The organism is Allobranchiibius sp. GilTou73, from assembly GCF_021391335.1.
Lineage (GTDB): Bacteria > Actinomycetota > Actinomycetes > Actinomycetales > Dermatophilaceae > Allobranchiibius > Allobranchiibius huperziae.
In genome coordinates this window covers 1483075-1498927 of record NZ_CP090051.1, presented here as the reverse complement: position 1 = coordinate 1498927, position 15853 = coordinate 1483075, and the positions used below count along the sequence as shown (strand labels likewise).

The following is a 15853-nucleotide window of genomic DNA, read 5'->3' as shown; positions in this document are numbered from 1 at the left end:
GAGACATTCGGCCAGATCTGTCCTGAACCCGCGATGAGCGGCAGGGAGTCGATCCACTCGCACCTACGCATGGGAGAGGCAACAGCTAGGGGGACGGCCGTCGGGATGCCCTTGCCCACGCCCCGTGCGCCGCGCGGGTCCGTTCCCCATCGGAAACCTGGCCTGCTGATCGCGTGACCTCCGGACCCACGTCACAACATTCCTCTGAGACGCCGCAGGCTGAACACTCGACAGCTATCACCGAACCTCCCATCCGGGCCGAGCCATTCCCGCTCTCTCTGCCGCCTCCAGATGGCGATCGTTGGCCGTCATTGGTCCCGAAAATCTGTCGAAACGCACACCCGCTCTGCGTTCTCAACACCTCCCACCCGAGCGGCACGCATGCTACGAAGGTTCGTAGATGGGCCGCCCGTGATCGGGCGGGCCATGCGGCATTTCTAGGGGTCCGTTGGTTGCTGACGGACGTCGTTGAGGCGGTGATCCGGGTGCACGGTGGCGTGAAGTTCGACCGCGGCGCGGCGAGTGCGGCCCGCGCGTATGTCGAGCGCGATCGCTCCCGCGCAGACGACTACTACCTCGGTGAAGGCAGCGGCGTCGCCACCCGACTCATGGCCGGCCCCGACGGACCGGTGAGAAACGCGGGCGCGATGACCGGCGAGACGTACGAGGCGTGGGTGGCCGGGACCGACATCTCCACCGGACGCAGGAAGGGTGTCGTCCGCAATGACGCGAACGCGCTGCGGTTCGTCGAGACAGTGGTCAACCGGCCGAAGACCTGGTCGCTCGCGGCGGCACTGCATCCCGAGATCTCCGATGCGCTCGACGCAGCCCAGGACAAGGCGGCGGCGCTTGGCGGCCCCGCCTGGCCCGAAGCGGCGTCCGTGGCCAGTACCGGAGAGTGACCAGACGGGCGTGCCCGAACGCCTCCTGGCAAGGCCGTCCGGGGGTCGCTCCGGCCGCGGTCAGCGCACCGATGCAGGCCCCACCGCGGGCACCCCACGGCGGGGCCTGGCAGCACTTCGGACGGCCCGTTCGAGGCCGTCCGGCTGAAATTCTTGCGGACTAGGTGCGGACTAAACGACCCCCGCATGCCTCTGACCTGCGAAAACGCGCCGATTCAGACGTTGAAGCGGAACTCCACCACGTCGCCGTCGGCCATGACGTAGTCCTTGCCCTCCATGCGGGCCTTGCCGTGTGAACGCGCTTCGGCGACGGAGCCCAGCTCGACCAGGTCCTCGTACGAGATGACCTCGGCCTTGATGAAGCCCTTCTGGAAGTCGGTGTGGATGACGCCGGCGGCCTGCGGGGCCGTCGCACCGACCGGCACGGTCCAGGCGCGCGTCTCCTTGGGCCCGGCCGTCAGGTAGGTCTGCAACCCGAGGGTGTGGAACCCCTTGTGCGCCAACTGATCCAGCCCCGACTCGGTCACGCCGACCGACTCCAGCAGCTCGGTGGCGTCGTCCTCGTCGAGCTCGGCGAGGTCCATCTCGAGCTTGGCGTTGAGGAAGATCGCCTCGGCCGGCTCGACCAGCGCCTGCAGGGACGCCTGCAGGTCGGTGTCGGTCAGCTGCGCCTCGTCGACGTTGAAGACGTAGAGGAAGGGCTTAGCGGTCAGGAGACCCAGCTCGCGGATCGGGGTGAAATCGAACGAATCCCGCTGGGAGAAGAGCGTGTTGCCCGCATCCAGGACGTCCTTGGCGGCGAGCGCGGCGTCCAGCACCGTCTTGTCCGTCTTCTTGCCCTTGACCTCCTTGTCGAGCCGCGGCAGCGCGCGCTCGACGGTCTCCAGGTCTGCCAGGATCAGCTCGGTCTCGATGATCTCCTTGTCACGCACCGGGGAAATCGACCCGTCGACGTGCACCACGTCGTCGTCGTCGAAGGCACGGATGACCTGGCAGATGGCGTCGGCCTCGCGGATGTTGGCCAGGAACTTGTTGCCCAGGCCCTCCCCTCCGAGGCGCCTTTGACGATGCCGGCGATGTCGACGAAGGACACGGTGGCCGGAACGATCTGCTTGCTGTCGAAGATCTTGCCCAGCACCTCGAGGCGCCCATCGGGCAGCGGGACCACCCCGACGTTGGGCTCGATGGTCGCGAACGGGTAGTTCGCGGCCAGGACGTTGTTCTTGGTCAGCGCGTTGAACATCGTGGACTTGCCGACGTTGGGCAGTCCGACGATTCCGATGGTGAGGGCCACGGGGACAAGAGGTTACGCGGTCGCGGCGAGGGCATCCACCACGTCGCGCGCTCCGGAATAGGACTCATGACCCGTTTCCTCGATCGTCTGCGATCGGCCATGCCCCCGAGACGATCCCCCGGCACCCCCGATGACGGGCCTGCCGCACCGGCATCGGGCGCCGCGTCCGACACCGCCGCCTCCCTGTCGGCCTCGCTGGAACGCGCCGACGGCGGGTCGCGGACCAAGCGAATACTCAATCCCCACAACCCGATCGGCACGGTCGGACGACTGCGCGCCATCCTCATCGGCATCCTGGCTGCAGGCCTCGGGATGGCCCTCGGCCACCTCGTCGCGTCGTTCCGCAAGGCATCGGCCTCCCCGGTCCTCGCGGTCGGCGAGGCAGTGATCGACCGCACACCGACCGCGCTCAAGGACTTCGCGATCAAGCAGTTCGGCACCAACGACAAGCTTGTGCTGTTGCTGTCGGTCTCCGCCGGTGCACTCGTCCTGGCCGGCATCGCGGGCCTGCTGGCGCGCAGGATCTTCCTGCTCGGCCTGGCCCTCGAGCTGGTGCTCGTGGCCGTCGCCGGGTACGCCGCGATGACCCGCCCCGCTGCTGTGGCCTCCGACATCGTCCCGACCATCGTCACCGCCCTGGCAGGCACCCTGGCGCTGTTCGGACTCTTCTGGCTGTCCGGCGATGCCTTCACCCGGCGCACGGTCGACCGTGTCCTGCGACGCCCGACGGCGAGCGATGAGCCCACTCTCGCGAGCACCCGCCGGGTCTTCCTCGCAGGATCGGGGGTAGTGGCGGCCGGCGCTGTCGGCAGTGCGGCGATCGGCCAGAAGCTCGGCGCCGTACCCAGCACGGCCGGGCTGGCGCTGCCCGTCGCCAAGGAGAAGGCGCCGGCGATCCCCGTCGGCCTCACGGCGCAGTACCCCGCGATCACCCCCTGCGCACCCCGAACGGCAAGTTCTACCGGGTCGACACCTCCCTGACGGTGCCGAACGTTGAGCGCGACTCCTGGCGGCTGCGGATCGACGGCGACGTCGACCACCCGCTCGAGCTCAGCTATGACGACATCACCAAGCTCGACCTGATCGAGCGCAACATCAGCCTGACCTGCATCAGCAACGAGCCGGGCGGCAGCTACGCCGGCGGGGCGACCTGGCTCGGCGTGCGCACCAAGGACCTGCTGAAGATGGCCGGCGTCAAGGACGCGGGCAAACCGGGCCGGCAGGTCTTCAGCACCTCCACCGAGGGCTTCAGCATCAGCACCCCGCTCGGTGCGATGACCGATGACCGCGACGCCCTCCTCGCGATCGGGATGAACGGGCAGGCACTCCCCCGGGCGCACGGGTTCCCCGCGCGCCTGGTCACGCCTGGCCTCTACGGGATGCTCGGCTGCACGAAGTGGGTGACCCGGATGACCGTCACCGACTACTCCAAGGCGAAGGCCTACTGGACCAAGCGCGGCTGGACGATCGACGGCCCGATCAAGCCCTCGACACGCATCGACACGCCCGGGTCCTTCGCGACGGTCAAGGGCGGCAAGGTCGTCATCGGCGGCGTCGCGTGGGCCCAGCGACACGGCGTCGTACGCGTGCAGGTGAGTCTCGACGAAGGCCCCTGGAAGGACGCCACCATGGGTCCGGACGTGAACGTGGACTACTGGCGACAGTGGGCCTACGTGTGGAACACCACGGCGACCGGGCAGCACGCTGTCCGTGCGCGGGTCGTCTACGGCAAGGACTCGCTGCAGTCCGAAGCACGCAAGGACGTCTTCCCGGACGGCTCGAGCGGGGTCGTCAACCTCATCTTCAACATCGGGTGAAGGATTGGGCGCCAATCCAATCCGGCTCACTGTGCACTCCGAATGACTCATGTACTTCAACCAACGAACTCGTCGTAGCGCGAGACCTCACCAGGAGATCCACATGAAGACGCGTTCCATCACCTCGGCTGCCGCCGTCACCGCGATCGGCGCCATCGCGCTGACCGCCTGCGGCAGTAGCAGCGGTTCCGGCAGCTCCAGTGCCGCCCCCTCAAGCTCCTCCAGCTCCTCGTCCTCCTCGGGCTCGACCGCGACCGCGGCCGTCCCCTTCGGCCCCGGCTGCTCGGCCGTACCGAAGACCGGTAAGGGCTCGTTCGGCGGCATGACGCAGGACACGGTCGCCACCGCGGCCTCGAACAACCCGCTGCTGTCGACGCTGGTCACCGCCGTCAAGAAGGCAGGCCTGGTGGACACGCTGAACAACACCCAGAACCTGACCGTCTTCGCGCCGACCAACGACGCCTTCGCCAAGCTCCCCAAGGCGACCCTCGACAAGGTTCTCGCCGACAAGACGATGCTGACCAAGATCCTCACCAACCACGTCCTGGCGACCCGCCTCGGCCCGGACAAGATCGTCGGCACCCACCAGACGCTCGCCAAGACCAGCGACACGGTGAGCGGCACCGTGCCCACCCTGACCGTCAAGGGCGGGGCCACCGCGAAGATCATCTGCGGCAATGTGCAGACCGCGAACGCCAACGTCTACATCATCGACACGGTCCTGGTCCCGGCCAGCTGATCTGTAACGAATCTCGTTCTCTGTGACGTCGGTAGCGCTGTCGTGGGGCCCATCAGTCAAGATGGGTCCCATGGCAGGCACCTTGCGGACAGTGGACACCGGGCTCCACGAACCGGGTCCGGAGCTTGCCGACCTGCTCACGGCGGCGGGTCGAGGGGATGAAGACGCGTTCGCGCGGCTCTACGACGCGACCAGTCCCCGTATCAACGGTCTGGTCGTCCGACTCATCGTGGACCGGGCGCAGGCCGAGGAGATCACCCAGGAGGTCTTCCTGGAGATCTGGCGCACCAGCCCCAAGTTTGATCCGCAGAAGGGGTCGGCGCTTAGCTGGATGTTTACTCTCGCCCACCGCCGGGCGGTCGACCGTATCCGGTCGGCGCAGGCCACCCGACGGCGGGACGAGACGTACACGCGGGAGTCGCAGGAGACGGCGTACGACTCCACGGTCGATCAGGTGACGGCCTCACTCGACGCAGAACGGGTCCGCAGCGCCCTGGGCACTCTGGGCGAGAACCAGCGGCAGGCCCTCAGCCTGGTGTATTTCGAGGGTCACACGCACGCAGAGGTCGCCGAACGACTCGGCATCCCCCTCGGCACGGCGAAGACACGAATACGCGATGGATTGCAGCGGTTACGCACCGCGATGGGAGGTGAGCGATGACCAACGACACGCACATCGATGCCGTGGGCTACGCCCTCGACGCCGTCGACGACCTGGAACGGGCCCGCTCCGAGCGTCATCTGCAGGACTGCGAGTCCTGCCGCCGCGAGGTGGCCGAGGTCGCCGAACTCACCGTCACACTGGCCTCAGACGTCCCCCCCGCTCGCTCCGTCGCCCGATGTGCGTTCCTCGCTGCTGGCACAGATTCAGCACACCCCGCAGACGCCTTCGTCGCGAGCCGAGCGTTCGATCGGGGCGAGGTCGGCGCGTACGGCGGGCAGGCACCGCCGCGCGGTCCTCGGCCTCGTCGCGGCTGCCGCCGTGGTCGTCGCCGGCGCGGGTGTCATCCACGCCCAGCCGTGGGCCGGCTCGTCGAACGGGGTCACCAACGCGCAGTCCCGGATCGAGCACGCACCCGACGCGACACGCCAGACCGTGCAGTTCCAAGGCGGCACCGTCACCGTGATCAGCTCGCGCTCGCTCAATCAGGCCGTCGCGACCCTGAACAAGGTCGCCGCGACCAAGGGCGACACGACCTACCAGGGCTGGTTCATCAAGAGCGACGGGCCCACCAACGCCGGCATCCTCAAGACCGATCACACCAATCGGCTCACCGCCAACGTCCAGGGCGCCAAGGAGTTCGACATCACCGTCGAACCCGCCGGCGGGTCCCAGGTGCCCACGAAGACGCCCATCCTGGCGCTGCCGCTCACGACGACCTGACGGGCCCCCTCGGGGATCTACCCTGCAGGCATGCTCATGCACCTGCGGCTCACCGTCCCGGACGATCTCAGTGCGTCCGTGGCGGCGTTGCTCTTCGAGCACCCGGCAGCGACCAACCTCTCGAGGGTGCGCGGTGCAAGCCTGCGGCCGCCCGGCGATGTCATCGAGGTGGACGTCGCTCGAGAGGCGACCAGCCAGGTGCTCGACGCGCTGCGCGGCACCGGGTTGTGCGACCGGGGAGGGGTGGTCCTGAGTCAACCGTCGGCCACTCCCTTCCGGGCCGCTCGTGAGATCGATCTGGCCGTCGAGGGCGATCCCGACGATGCCGTGGTGTGGGACGTGCTGCTCGAGCAGGCGCAGGACGCCGCACGGCCCACCCTCAGCTACGAGATCTTCCTCGTGATCGCGGTCGCTCTCGCCTCCGTCGCGGTCATCACCGACTCCTCCATCCTGGTGGTGGGCGCGATGGTGGTCGGGCCCGAATTCGCCACCGTGGCGGCGATTTGCACCGGCCTCGCGCTCGGAGGCGGCCGCCTGGCGCTGCGGAGCATCGCCGTCCTACTCGGCAGCTTCGCGTTCGCGGTCGCCGTCATCTCCCTGATCGCCGTGCTCGCGCGTTTCGCCGGGATCGTCCACCCCGAGATGGTGGCTCGCGCACGTCCGCAGACGCAGTTCATCTGGCAACCGAACACGTGGTCGTTCGTCGTAGCCCTTCTGGCGGGGGCGGCGGGCGTGCTCGCTCTGTCCGTCGAGAAGGCGCAGGCGATGGTCGGGGTGTTCATCTCAGTCACCACGGTCCCGGCGGCCGGCAACTTCGCGCTGGCGCTCGGCCTGTGGGTGCCCCACGAGATGACGGGGTCGGCTGCTCAGCTGGGCCTCAACCTGGTAGGCATGGTCGCGGCGGGCACGCTGACCCTGATCGTGCAACGTCGCGCGTGGCACCACGTCCAACGAGTGGTCAAGCCGGTCCTCCGTGCAGGGCGCGCCTGAGTCGGATCGCCACATTGTCGGTGCACCGTGCCACGCTCCGTCCATGACTGTGATGGAGGCTCTTCTCGCTGGTGCCGTGATCGGCGCGCTGATGGCCGTGATGACGCTACGTGCGGTGTACCTCGCCCGCGGCGTCGCGCTCACGACCGAGCGCGACCTGCTGCGCGAGCGAATCGTCGACCTGGAACTGGCCGACCGCGACGACCAGCGCACCGCGGGTGTCCTCGCCCCATTGGGCGAAACGCTCCTGCGCGTCGAGCGCCAGGTGGGAGTGCTCGAACGCGACCGCCTGGCGCAGTGGGGCGAGCTCGGGGCACGACTGGATCAGGTGGGGGCGACCACCACCCGTCTGCAGCAGGAGACGGCCGCGCTGGCCGGGGCCCTCAAGTCCTCCAACATCAGCGGCACCTGGGGTGAGACCCAGCTGCGGCGCCTGCTCGAACACGCGGGAATGCTGTCCCGCTGCGACTTCGAGGAGCAGGTCGGCGCACGGGCCCGGGACGGCGTCGCGGTGCGCCCGGACGTCGTGGTCCACCTGCCGGGCGAGCGCACGCTGGTGATCGACAGCAAGGCGCCCCTGACCTCCTACCTGGCCGCCCAGCGCGAGGGCATCGACGACGCCGCGCGCTCGGCGGCGCTGCGGGCGCACGCCCGTGCCCTCAGCGGGCACCTGGACGCGCTCGCCGCCAAGGGCTACTGGGCCGCCTTCGCCGGCTCTCCGGAGATGGTGGTGGCGTTCGTCCCGTCCGACGCGGTGCTGTCAGCGGCCCTGCTGGCCGATCCGGCGATCTTCGAACGCGCCATCTCCCGCCGGGTGGTGCTCGCGTCGCCGAGCACTCTGCTGGCTCTCCTGCGCACGGTCGCATTCAGTTGGCAGCAGGACGACCTCAACGCCAACGCCAGGGAACTGCTGGAGCTGGGCAGGACGCTCTACGAACGGCTGGCGACCCTCGGGCGACACACCGACAAGCTCGGAAGCTCGCTGCACCGATCGGTCGAGGCCTACAACGCACTGCTCGGCACCATGGAGAGCCGGGTGCTGGTGACCGCCCGCAAGATGCACGAACTCGGGCTGGCAGATCAGCCCCCGGCCGCCCCGTCTCCCCTGCAGGACGCCGTACGCCCGCTCACGGCACGGGAACTCATCGACGCGGTCGACCGCGACATGGAGCAGGCCGGTGAGAGCGCCCGCCCCCAGCTCGACTTCCGCGCCGGGGTGTCAGGCGACGGGGGTGAGGCTCAGCGCAGCGCGCCGGCGTCGTGACGCACCTTGTCGTCGCCGTTGCCCGCGAGCTTCAGGTCACGGCGCAACTCGTTCGGCAGCGCGAAGAGCAAGCTCTCCTGCGCGGCCTGCACGGCCGTGACGTCTTCGTAACCGCGTGCGGCCAGATAGTCCAGCACGTCCCGCACCAGCACCTCCGGCACCGACGCACCCGACGTCACGCCCACGGTCGTGACGCCGTCGAGCCAGCTCTCGTCGATCTCGTCGGCGTAGTCCACCAGGTGACCCGCGCGCGAACCGTGCTCGAGCGCGACCTCGACGAGGCGGACGGAGTTGGAGGAGTTGCGGCTGCCGACCACGATCATCAGGTCGGTGTCCGGCGCCATCTGCTTGACCGCCAACTGGCGGTTCTGAGTGGCGTAACAGATGTCGTCCGACGGCGGATCCTGCAGCTTCGGAAACTTCTCCCGCAGTCGCCGCACGGTCTCCATCGTCTCGTCCACCGACAGTGTGGTCTGGGAGAGCCACACGACCTTGTCCGGGTCGCGCACGGTGACCTCGTCGACGTGGTCGGGGCTCTGCACCAGCGTGATGTGCTGGGGCGCCTCCCCCGCGGTCCCCACCACCTCCTCGTGGCCCTCGTGGCCGATGAGCAGGATGTCGAAGTCGTCGTTCGCGAAGCGCACGGCCTCGCGGTGCACCTTGGTGACCAGCGGGCAGGTGGCATCGATGGTCTTCAGCTTCAGTGCGGCAGCCTCCTCGTGCACCACCGGTGCCACACCGTGCGCGGAGAAGATCACCGTCGCGCCCTCGGGCACCTCGTCCGTCTCCTCGACGAAGATCGCGCCGCGCTTCTCCAGCGTGGTCACGACGTGCTTGTTGTGCACGATCTCCTTACGCACGTAGACCGGCGGGCCGTAGAGGTCGAGCGCCTTCTGCACGGTCACCACGGCGCGGTCCACTCCGGCGCAATACCCTCGCGGGGCGGCGAGCAGGACCCGCTTGGTGCGCGAGCGTGCGGCCGCCACTGGAGTGCTTGTCATACCCATCAGTCTACGGTGGCCGCGTGACCGCGCCGCTTCCGGAGAAGGCCGCCGATACCACCGCCGAGCAGCCCTGGCCGGTGCGCACCCTGTCGATGCGGATCAGCGAGTACGTCGACAAGATGTCGCCGCTGTGGGTCGAGGGCCAGATCGTGCAGTTGCAGCGGCGACCGGGCGCTCCGACCTGTTACGTCACTCTGCGCGACCCCGACGTGGACATGTCGCTGTCGGTGACGGTGCACGTCAACACCCTCGATGCGATGGGTCCGGGCATCGGACCCGGCGCCCGGGTGGTGGTGCAGGCCAAGCCGACGTTCTGGACCAAGCGCGGTTCTCTGCACCTGGACGCCCGGCAGATGCGACCGGTCGGCGTCGGCGATCTCCTGCTGCGCCTGGAGCACCTCAAACAGCTGCTACGCAGCGAAGGGCTCTTCGACGTCTCCCGCAAACGTCCGCTGCCGTTCCTTCCGCGCCGGGTCGGCCTGATCTGCGGTCGTGCGAGCGCCGCCGAGAAGGACGTCGTGGAGAACACCCGGCTGCGCTGGCCCGCAACGCAGTTCGAGATCCGGCAGGTAGCCGTGCAGGGGCCGGGCACTGTCGAGCAGGTGGGTGCGGCCCTGGCCGAGCTGGATGCCGCGCCGGACGTCGACGTCATTGTGATCGCCCGGGGCGGTGGCGCGTTCGAGGATCTGCTGCCCTTCAGCAACGAGGCCCTGCTACGCGCGGTCTCCGCCGCGCGCACCCCGGTGGTGAGCGCCATCGGGCACGACGTCGACACACCGCTGCTCGACTTCGTGGCGGATCTGCGCGCCTCGACCCCCACCGACGCCGCACGCCGGGTCGTGCCCGACCTGGCCGAGCAGCATGCTGGGCTGGACAGGCTGCTCGATCGAGCCGCGCGCTCACTGCGTCACCACGCAGCCATCGAGCGACGGCACCTGGATCAGCTGTGCGCGGCTGCGGCGCTGCGCGACCCGATCACCATGGTGACGCGCCGGGCGGACGCGGTGCAGCAACTGCGCGCACGCTCCTCCTCCGTCGTGACCCGCCGTCTGGACCGGGCGCATGATCAGGTGGGTCACCTCGCCGGTCAGCTGCGGGCGCTGTCGCCCTGGGAGGTGCTCCAACGCGGTTACGCCGTCGTGCGCACCCAGGACGGCGAGGTCGTCACCGACGTCGCCCAGGTGGCGCCGTCCGATCTTCTGCGGGTCACCGTCGCCCAGGGCGACTTCGCGGTGCGCCCGGTGACGAAGCCGTGAGGCGCGCACGACGCGCGAACCTACCGCCCGACCCGTACGCACGACACGACCATCGACCATCCGAGGAGTTCTAGATATGGCCACCACCGAGCAGCAGGCCGCCGACGGCGCGGACGAGGCACCGGCCGCCGACGCTCACGACGACATCGCCCACCTGGGGTATGAGGACGCGCGCGACCAGTTGGCCGCGATCGTGACCCGGTTGGAGAGCGGCGAGCCGAGCCTCGAGGACAGCATGCGGCTGTGGGAACGCGGCGAGGCGCTCGCCGCGCACTGCCAGAAGTGGCTCTCGAACGCCGAGCAGCGGATCGACGCGATGACCGCCGACCGGGACTGACCGGCACCCACCGGGCAGGCTTAAAGGAGGCTCAGGGTTCGACCGCTCGGCCGGCACGCGACACCGCGAGCCTGCCCGACAACGCCTCCGCACCCGCGAGCACCGCGGTCAGGATGCCGAGCCCGGCCGAGACGCTCACGCCGTACTCGAAGGCCTGGGAGAAATCGCCCCGGCTGCTCGCCAACTGGCCGAAAAACACCGAGCCGACGACCGCGATGCCGAGTGCCGTCCCGGTGCGCTGGAACACCTGGTACGCCGCGCCGGCCGAACTCGCCTGCTCCACCGGCACCTGGGAGACCACCCGCGTCTGGTTGGCGGGCAGCACCAGCCCGTTGCCGAAACCGGCCACCACGAGCGGCACCGCGATCCACCAGCCGACGTGCGAACCGGACTCGATCTGCACCGCGAGGATCGTCAGCAGCAGGCCGGCGGCGAAGAGCAGCGACCCCGTCACTAGGAAGGCGATGGGGTGGTCGGGGCCCTTGGAGCCCGACAGGCGCGATGCCGGGATCGTGGCCGCGGCGAATGCCGTGACCGTCAGTCCCGCCTGCCACGCGGAGTAGCCCTGACCCATCTGCAGATAGACGGTGAGCACGAAGAAGATCGAGGTGAAGGCGCCGAAGTAGAGCAGCCCGGTCACCGAACCGAAGCTGAAGCTACGCAGCGAGAACAGCCGCAGATCGAGCACCGGCGCCTTACCCCGGGACTCCACGCGGCGTTCCCACAGGACGAAGAGGGCCAGGAAGAGCACGGCGACCGCGTACAACGGGTAGCGCACCGCGCCGGACCACTCCCGTTGCTCCACCAACGGCAGCAGCAGCGAGACGATCCCGACGCAGAACAGCAGCGAGCCGACCGGGTCGAGCTGGGGGCGCCGACCGGTGCCGCGGCTGCTCGTCACGCCGGCCCGGGTGAGCAGACGCGCGGCGAACGGGATCGCCACCATGCCGATGGGCAGGTTGACGAAGAAGACCGTGCGCCAGCCGTGTTCGGTACCGAACAGGGCGATGAGTCCGCCACCTGCCAGCGGCCCCGCGGCGGTCGAGACGCCCGCGATCGCCCCGAAGTAGCCGAAGGCCCGGCCGCGCTCGGGACCGCGGAAGAGCTGCTGGATGATGCCGTTGACCTGCGGGGTGAGCAGTCCGGCGAAGATGCCCTGCAGCAGCCGGAAGACGACGATCGCGAGCGGGGACCAGGCCAGCCCGCACGCGACGCTGGCGATCACGAAGCCGGTGATCCCGATGAGGAACATCGTGCGCCGCGAGTAGGCGTCACCGAGCCGGCCGGCAGGGACGAGCACGAGACCGAACGTCACGGCGTATCCCGACAGCACCCACTGCAGATCTGACGACGTCGCCTTGAGACCCTCCTGCATGGAGGGCAGGGCGACGTTGACGATGCTCACGTCGAGCAGGCACATGAACACCGCGCCGAGGCAGACGTAGAGCGCGAGCCATCGCGCGGGGTTGCTGCCCTCGGGGTACCCGTCGGCGTCTGTCACGACGTCGGGTGCAGCGTGCTGTGGCTGAGCGGCCGAAGGGACTTGGCGAACAAGGTCAGCTGCGACCACGGCGCGGTCCCGATCACGGCGGTGTGCAGGCCGCCGAGCGGGGTGGAGCGCACCAGCGCGCGCTGCTCGCCGTCGTTGCGGTCGTAGCGCGTCCAGGTGGCGCCGCCGATGGAGACCGTGCCGACCTTCTTGGCGGCTCCGGTCTGGCGTGTCACCCACGAGCGATCGTCACTGCTGGTCTGCACGACCGCGGCGTAGTGAGTGCCGGGGGTGGTGTAGCCCGCCTGCCAGGTGTCCGGCGGGTCGTCGGTCATGAGCGTCACGTTGGTGGCCGTCCAGCCCTTCGGCAGCCCGTCGGCGACGGCGACGTCCCACTTCTGATCGATGCCGACCTCCCGGGCGATCGCCGCGACGTTCGCGACCGGTTGCTGGACCGAGCCCACCCGGGGCACGAGCGCGATCAGCACCAGACAGCCCGCGATCAGCACGATCATCGAGATCACCATGTTCTTCGCGGTGCCGCTCATCCCGCGCCGTGCGGGGGCCGGTGCGCCGGCCTGAGCCTGCGCGGAGGGTGGAGTGCTCACCCCTCCATCGTCGCCCATGGCCGAGCGCCAGGCGCAGCCGCCCGTCGACTCACCACCGATAGACTCACCGAGCGAGATCGAGGGGCCCCGCTGGCGGGCCCGACCCGCCGACCGAGGAGTCGCATGTCCACCGATGAGGCAAGCCGTCACAGCGCCGAGGTGCCGGATCGCAACCTGGCGCTGGAGCTGGTGCGGGTCACCGAGGCAGCCGCCATGGCCGGCGGCCGCTGGGTCGGGCGCGGTGAGAAGAACGACGCCGACGGCGCGGCCGTGGCCGCGATGCGCCGGGTCATCTCCTCGGTCGCGATGAACGGTGTGGTCGTCATCGGCGAGGGCGAGAAGGACGAGGCGCCGATGCTCTTCAACGGCGAGCACGTCGGTGACGGGACGGGGCCGGGCGTCGACGTCGCCGTCGACCCGATCGACGGCACCACCCTCACCGCCAAGGGCATGAGCAACGCGGTGTCGGTGATGGCGGTGAGCGAGCGCGGCTCGATGTACGACCCCAGCTCGGTCTTCTACATGGACAAGCTCGCTGCCGGGCCGGACATCGCCGACGTCGTCGACATCCGCCTCCCCGTGGCCGAGAACATCCGGCGGGTGGCCAAGGCCAAGCGAGTGAGCGCCGCCGACGTCACGGTGGTCGTGCTCGACCGGCCGCGTCACGAGCAGCTCGCGAGCCAGATCCGCGACGCGGGGGCGCGCATCCGCTACATCGCCGACGGCGACGTCGCAGGCGCGATCATGGCCGCACGACCCGACACCGGCATCGACCTGCTGCTCGGCATCGGGGGCACTCCCGAAGGCATCATCACGGCGTGCGCGATGAAGGCCCTGGGCGGCACCATCCAGGGCATCCTCGCGCCGAAGGATGACGACGAACGCCAGAAGGCCATCGACGCCGGCCTGCACCTGGACACCGTGCTCAGCACCGACGAGCTCGTCCGCGGCGACAACGCCTTCTTCGTCGCGACCGGCATCACCGACGGTGAGTTGCTGCGCGGGGTGCGCTACCGGGCCGACGGATGCTTCACCCAGTCGTTGGTGATGCGCTCCAAGAGCGGGACGATCCGGTTGATCGACGCGCATCACTCGCTGGCCAAGCTGCACGAGTACGCGACCGCGGCGGGCTGAGGAAACCGCCGTGCACGCCTCGACGTTGGTCATCGGTGAGGCCCTGATCGACATCGTGCGCCGCCCGGACCGGTCTCAGCGCGAACACGTCGGCGGCTCCCCGTTCAACACCGCGGTCGGCCTGGCCAGGCTCGGCCACCCCGTCTCGCTCGCGACGTACATCGGCGACGACGAGCGCGGTCTGGCCATCAGCGACGCCCTGGCCGTCGACGGCGTGGACCTCACACCGGGAAGCGTGAGCGCGGCCCGGACTCCGACCGCTCTTGCGACGTTGAACGAATCCGGCGCTGCCACTTACGAGTTCGATCTGGCCTGGGATCCCTCAACCCCGCTCCCGGGAGGGCGGGGGCATCTGCACACCGGATCCATCGCCACCGCCCTGCAACCGGGCGCCAGCGCCGTCCGGGACGCCGTGGTCGCCCATCGCGCGCAGGGCACCGTCTCCCTCGACCCGAACCCGCGGCCGACGATCATCGGGGAGGCCGCGTCGGTCCGCTCCGGCATCGAGGAGCTCGTCGGGCTGTCCGACGTGGTCAAGGCCAGCGACGAGGACATAGCGTGGCTGTACGGCGACGGAGTCGAGCTCGGCGAGGTGCTGCGCCTGTGGGGTCAGTTGGGTCCGTCGCTGGTGGTCGCCACCCGCGGTGGCGACGGCGCGCTCGTGCATCTGAGCGGCACCGGTGAGCTGGTCGACGTGCCGGGTCGGCGGGTGGACCTGGTCGACACCGTGGGTGCCGGCGACTCGTTCATGTCCGGGATGCTGTCGCAGCTGTTGGACGATGGGCTGCTCGGCGGCGCCGACGCCAGGGAACGCCTGCGCGCGGCAGGTCGCGACGCGTTCATGGCCGCTGTCGATCGTGGGATCGCGACGTCGGCGGTGACCGTCTCGCGGGCCGGGTCGCAGCCGCCGACCAGGGCCGAGCTGGGTCTACCGGGGCCCGGGACGGACTGAGAGGTCGTCGACCGACGCGTCGGAGGGCATCTCTATGGCGAGGCGGACGGCGGCCGCGATCGACGACGGTCGGATGTAGAGGCCGCCGTCGTACTGGCCGCCCTGGCCCTCGACCAGCTCGCGCTGCATGTCGGTGTCGACGCGTCCGGGGTAGATCGTGGTGACCCGCACCCCGTGCTCGCGCTCCTGCTCGCGCACCGAGTCGGCCAACGCACGCACGGCGAACTTGCTGGCCGAATAGAGCGCGGAATCGACGCGCGCGGTGAGACCGGAGCCGGAGTTGATCACGACGACGGTGCCCTGGGCACGGCGCAGCTGCGGCAGGAGCAGGCGGGTGAGGTCCGCCACCGCCACGACGTTCAGCTCCATCGTGCGACGCCAGTCGGCGCGGCTCAGCGACGTCAGCGGTCCGTGCCCCATCACACCGGCCGAGTGCACGACGGCGTCGAGCTCGCCGATGGATTCCACGGCGGCGGCGGTTGCTTCCTCGTTCGCCAGATCTGCCACGAAGGGCTCGGCCGAGCGCAGGGCGCCGCAGGTCTGCTTCACCGACGCCTCGTCACGACCACCGATCAGCAGGTGGTGACCGGCGGACAGGCTCTCGGCGACGGCCCGACCGATCCCTCGGGTTCCGCCGGTGATCAGGATCGTCTTGCCAGTGCCGCTCATGGGGGCACCCTACG

17 protein-coding genes and 1 pseudogene are annotated in these 15853 nt (G+C 69.5%); 12 read left to right on the top strand and 6 right to left on the bottom strand.

Features of this window, described 5'->3' with window-relative positions; all coding sequences use genetic code 11:
* Positions 1-452 precede the first annotated feature (452 nt).
* Positions 453-902, top strand: coding sequence for a relaxase domain-containing protein (locus LVQ62_RS07600; protein WP_233767096.1), 450 nt, complete (start codon positions 453-455; stop codon positions 900-902).
* Positions 903-1117: 215 nt separating this feature from the next.
* Here the strand turns inward: LVQ62_RS07600 and ychF are convergent.
* Positions 1118-2196: pseudogene (gene ychF, locus LVQ62_RS07595) on the bottom strand (redox-regulated ATPase YchF).
* A 99-nt stretch (positions 2197-2295) separates the two neighbouring features.
* On the opposite strand from ychF, the gene LVQ62_RS07590 reads away from it, so the two are divergent.
* Both LVQ62_RS07590 and LVQ62_RS07585 read left to right on the top strand, forming a co-directional pair.
* A complete protein-coding gene (locus LVQ62_RS07590; protein WP_233767094.1) occupies positions 2296-3177 on the top strand; it encodes a hypothetical protein in 882 nt (293 codons plus the stop codon).
* 2 nt (positions 3178-3179) lie between these two features.
* Entirely contained in the window at positions 3180-4013 is an 834-nt protein-coding gene (locus LVQ62_RS07585) for a molybdopterin-dependent oxidoreductase (RefSeq protein ID WP_233767092.1), read from the top strand.
* An 87-nt stretch (positions 4014-4100) separates the two neighbouring features.
* Here the strand turns inward: LVQ62_RS07585 and LVQ62_RS17765 are convergent, their stop codons facing one another.
* Positions 4101-4337, bottom strand: a complete 237-nt coding sequence (locus tag LVQ62_RS17765) for a hypothetical protein (protein ID WP_343048539.1) — start codon at positions 4335-4337, stop codon at positions 4101-4103.
* On the opposite strand from LVQ62_RS17765, the gene LVQ62_RS07580 reads away from it, so the two are divergent.
* The 5 genes from LVQ62_RS07580 to LVQ62_RS07560 all read left to right on the top strand — a co-directional run bounded on the left by LVQ62_RS07580 (position 4336) and on the right by LVQ62_RS07560 (position 8390).
* The gene (locus tag LVQ62_RS07580; protein WP_343048540.1) at positions 4336-4752 is read left to right on the top strand and encodes a fasciclin domain-containing protein; all 417 of its coding nucleotides are present in this window, start codon (positions 4336-4338) and stop codon (positions 4750-4752) included. The genes LVQ62_RS17765 and LVQ62_RS07580 overlap by 2 nt on opposite strands.
* A gap of 70 nt (positions 4753-4822) precedes the next feature.
* The gene (sigK, locus tag LVQ62_RS07575) at positions 4823-5413 is read left to right on the top strand and encodes an ECF RNA polymerase sigma factor SigK (protein WP_233767085.1); all 591 of its coding nucleotides are present in this window, start codon (positions 4823-4825) and stop codon (positions 5411-5413) included.
* Positions 5414-5593: 180 nt separating this feature from the next.
* A complete protein-coding gene (locus tag LVQ62_RS07570; RefSeq protein ID WP_233767083.1) occupies positions 5594-6136 on the top strand; it encodes an anti-sigma factor in 543 nt (180 codons plus the stop codon).
* Between the two features lie 30 nt (positions 6137-6166).
* Positions 6167-7126 carry a DUF389 domain-containing protein gene (locus tag LVQ62_RS07565; RefSeq protein ID WP_179482467.1) on the top strand — a complete coding sequence of 320 codons (960 nt, stop codon included), beginning with the start codon at positions 6167-6169 and terminating at the stop codon, positions 7124-7126.
* Positions 7127-7169: 43 nt separating this feature from the next.
* Positions 7170-8390 carry a DNA recombination protein RmuC gene (locus LVQ62_RS07560; protein WP_208053246.1) on the top strand — a complete coding sequence of 407 codons (1221 nt, stop codon included), beginning with the start codon at positions 7170-7172 and terminating at the stop codon, positions 8388-8390.
* Here the strand turns inward: LVQ62_RS07560 and LVQ62_RS07555 are convergent.
* Complete coding sequence (locus LVQ62_RS07555) at positions 8366-9391, bottom strand: 4-hydroxy-3-methylbut-2-enyl diphosphate reductase (RefSeq protein ID WP_233767080.1); 1026 nt, start codon at positions 9389-9391, stop codon at positions 8366-8368. The two genes, LVQ62_RS07560 and LVQ62_RS07555, sit on opposite strands and share 25 nt — an antisense overlap.
* 23 nt (positions 9392-9414) lie before the next feature.
* Between LVQ62_RS07555 and xseA the strand changes: the two genes are divergently transcribed.
* Positions 9415-10650, top strand: a complete 1236-nt coding sequence (xseA, locus tag LVQ62_RS07550; protein ID WP_233767078.1) for an exodeoxyribonuclease VII large subunit — start codon at positions 9415-9417, stop codon at positions 10648-10650.
* A 76-nt stretch (positions 10651-10726) separates the two neighbouring features.
* The gene (locus LVQ62_RS07545; RefSeq protein WP_233767076.1) at positions 10727-10987 is read left to right on the top strand and encodes an exodeoxyribonuclease VII small subunit; all 261 of its coding nucleotides are present in this window, start codon (positions 10727-10729) and stop codon (positions 10985-10987) included.
* A gap of 31 nt (positions 10988-11018) precedes the next feature.
* Here LVQ62_RS07545 and LVQ62_RS07540 read toward each other — a convergent pair whose 3' ends face one another.
* Positions 11019-12488 carry an MFS transporter gene (locus LVQ62_RS07540; protein ID WP_233767074.1) on the bottom strand — a complete coding sequence of 490 codons (1470 nt, stop codon included), beginning with the start codon at positions 12486-12488 and terminating at the stop codon, positions 11019-11021.
* A complete protein-coding gene (locus LVQ62_RS07535) occupies positions 12485-13084 on the bottom strand; it encodes a DUF4245 domain-containing protein (RefSeq protein WP_233767071.1) in 600 nt (199 codons plus the stop codon). Before LVQ62_RS07535 ends, LVQ62_RS07540 begins: the two co-directional genes overlap by 4 nt.
* 123 nt (positions 13085-13207) lie before the next feature.
* Here LVQ62_RS07535 and glpX point away from each other — a divergent pair, with 123 nt between their 5' ends.
* Both glpX and LVQ62_RS07525 read left to right on the top strand, forming a co-directional pair.
* Complete coding sequence (gene glpX, locus LVQ62_RS07530) at positions 13208-14218, top strand: class II fructose-bisphosphatase (protein ID WP_208053240.1); 1011 nt, start codon at positions 13208-13210, stop codon at positions 14216-14218.
* Positions 14219-14228: 10 nt separating this feature from the next.
* Entirely contained in the window at positions 14229-15170 is a 942-nt protein-coding gene (locus LVQ62_RS07525) for a carbohydrate kinase (protein ID WP_233767069.1), read from the top strand.
* On the opposite strand, the gene LVQ62_RS07520 is transcribed toward LVQ62_RS07525, so the two are convergent.
* The gene (locus tag LVQ62_RS07520) at positions 15147-15839 is read right to left on the bottom strand and encodes an SDR family oxidoreductase (RefSeq protein WP_233767067.1); all 693 of its coding nucleotides are present in this window, start codon (positions 15837-15839) and stop codon (positions 15147-15149) included. The two genes, LVQ62_RS07525 and LVQ62_RS07520, sit on opposite strands and share 24 nt — an antisense overlap.
* Positions 15840-15853 lie beyond the last annotated feature (14 nt).

Bases quoted from the DNA above. Each gene is read 5' to 3' on its own strand.
- LVQ62_RS07590 (WP_233767094.1), top strand. From the start codon at position 2,296: ATGCCCCCGAGACGATCCCCCGGCACCCCCGATGACGGGCCTGCCGCA.
- LVQ62_RS07580 (WP_343048540.1), top strand. From the start codon at position 4,336: ATGACGCAGGACACGGTCGCCACCGCGGCCTCGAACAACCCGCTGCTG.
- LVQ62_RS17765 (WP_343048539.1), bottom strand. From the start codon at position 4,337: ATGCCGCCGAACGAGCCCTTACCGGTCTTCGGTACGGCCGAGCAGCCG.
- sigK (WP_233767085.1), top strand. From the start codon at position 4,823: ATGGCAGGCACCTTGCGGACAGTGGACACCGGGCTCCACGAACCGGGT.
- LVQ62_RS07565 (WP_179482467.1), top strand. From the start codon at position 6,167: ATGCTCATGCACCTGCGGCTCACCGTCCCGGACGATCTCAGTGCGTCC.
- LVQ62_RS07560 (WP_208053246.1), top strand. From the start codon at position 7,170: ATGACTGTGATGGAGGCTCTTCTCGCTGGTGCCGTGATCGGCGCGCTG.
- LVQ62_RS07555 (WP_233767080.1), bottom strand. From the start codon at position 9,391: ATGACAAGCACTCCAGTGGCGGCCGCACGCTCGCGCACCAAGCGGGTC.
- LVQ62_RS07545 (WP_233767076.1), top strand. From the start codon at position 10,727: ATGGCCACCACCGAGCAGCAGGCCGCCGACGGCGCGGACGAGGCACCG.
- glpX (WP_208053240.1), top strand. From the start codon at position 13,208: ATGTCCACCGATGAGGCAAGCCGTCACAGCGCCGAGGTGCCGGATCGC.
- LVQ62_RS07520 (WP_233767067.1), bottom strand. From the start codon at position 15,839: ATGAGCGGCACTGGCAAGACGATCCTGATCACCGGCGGAACCCGAGGG.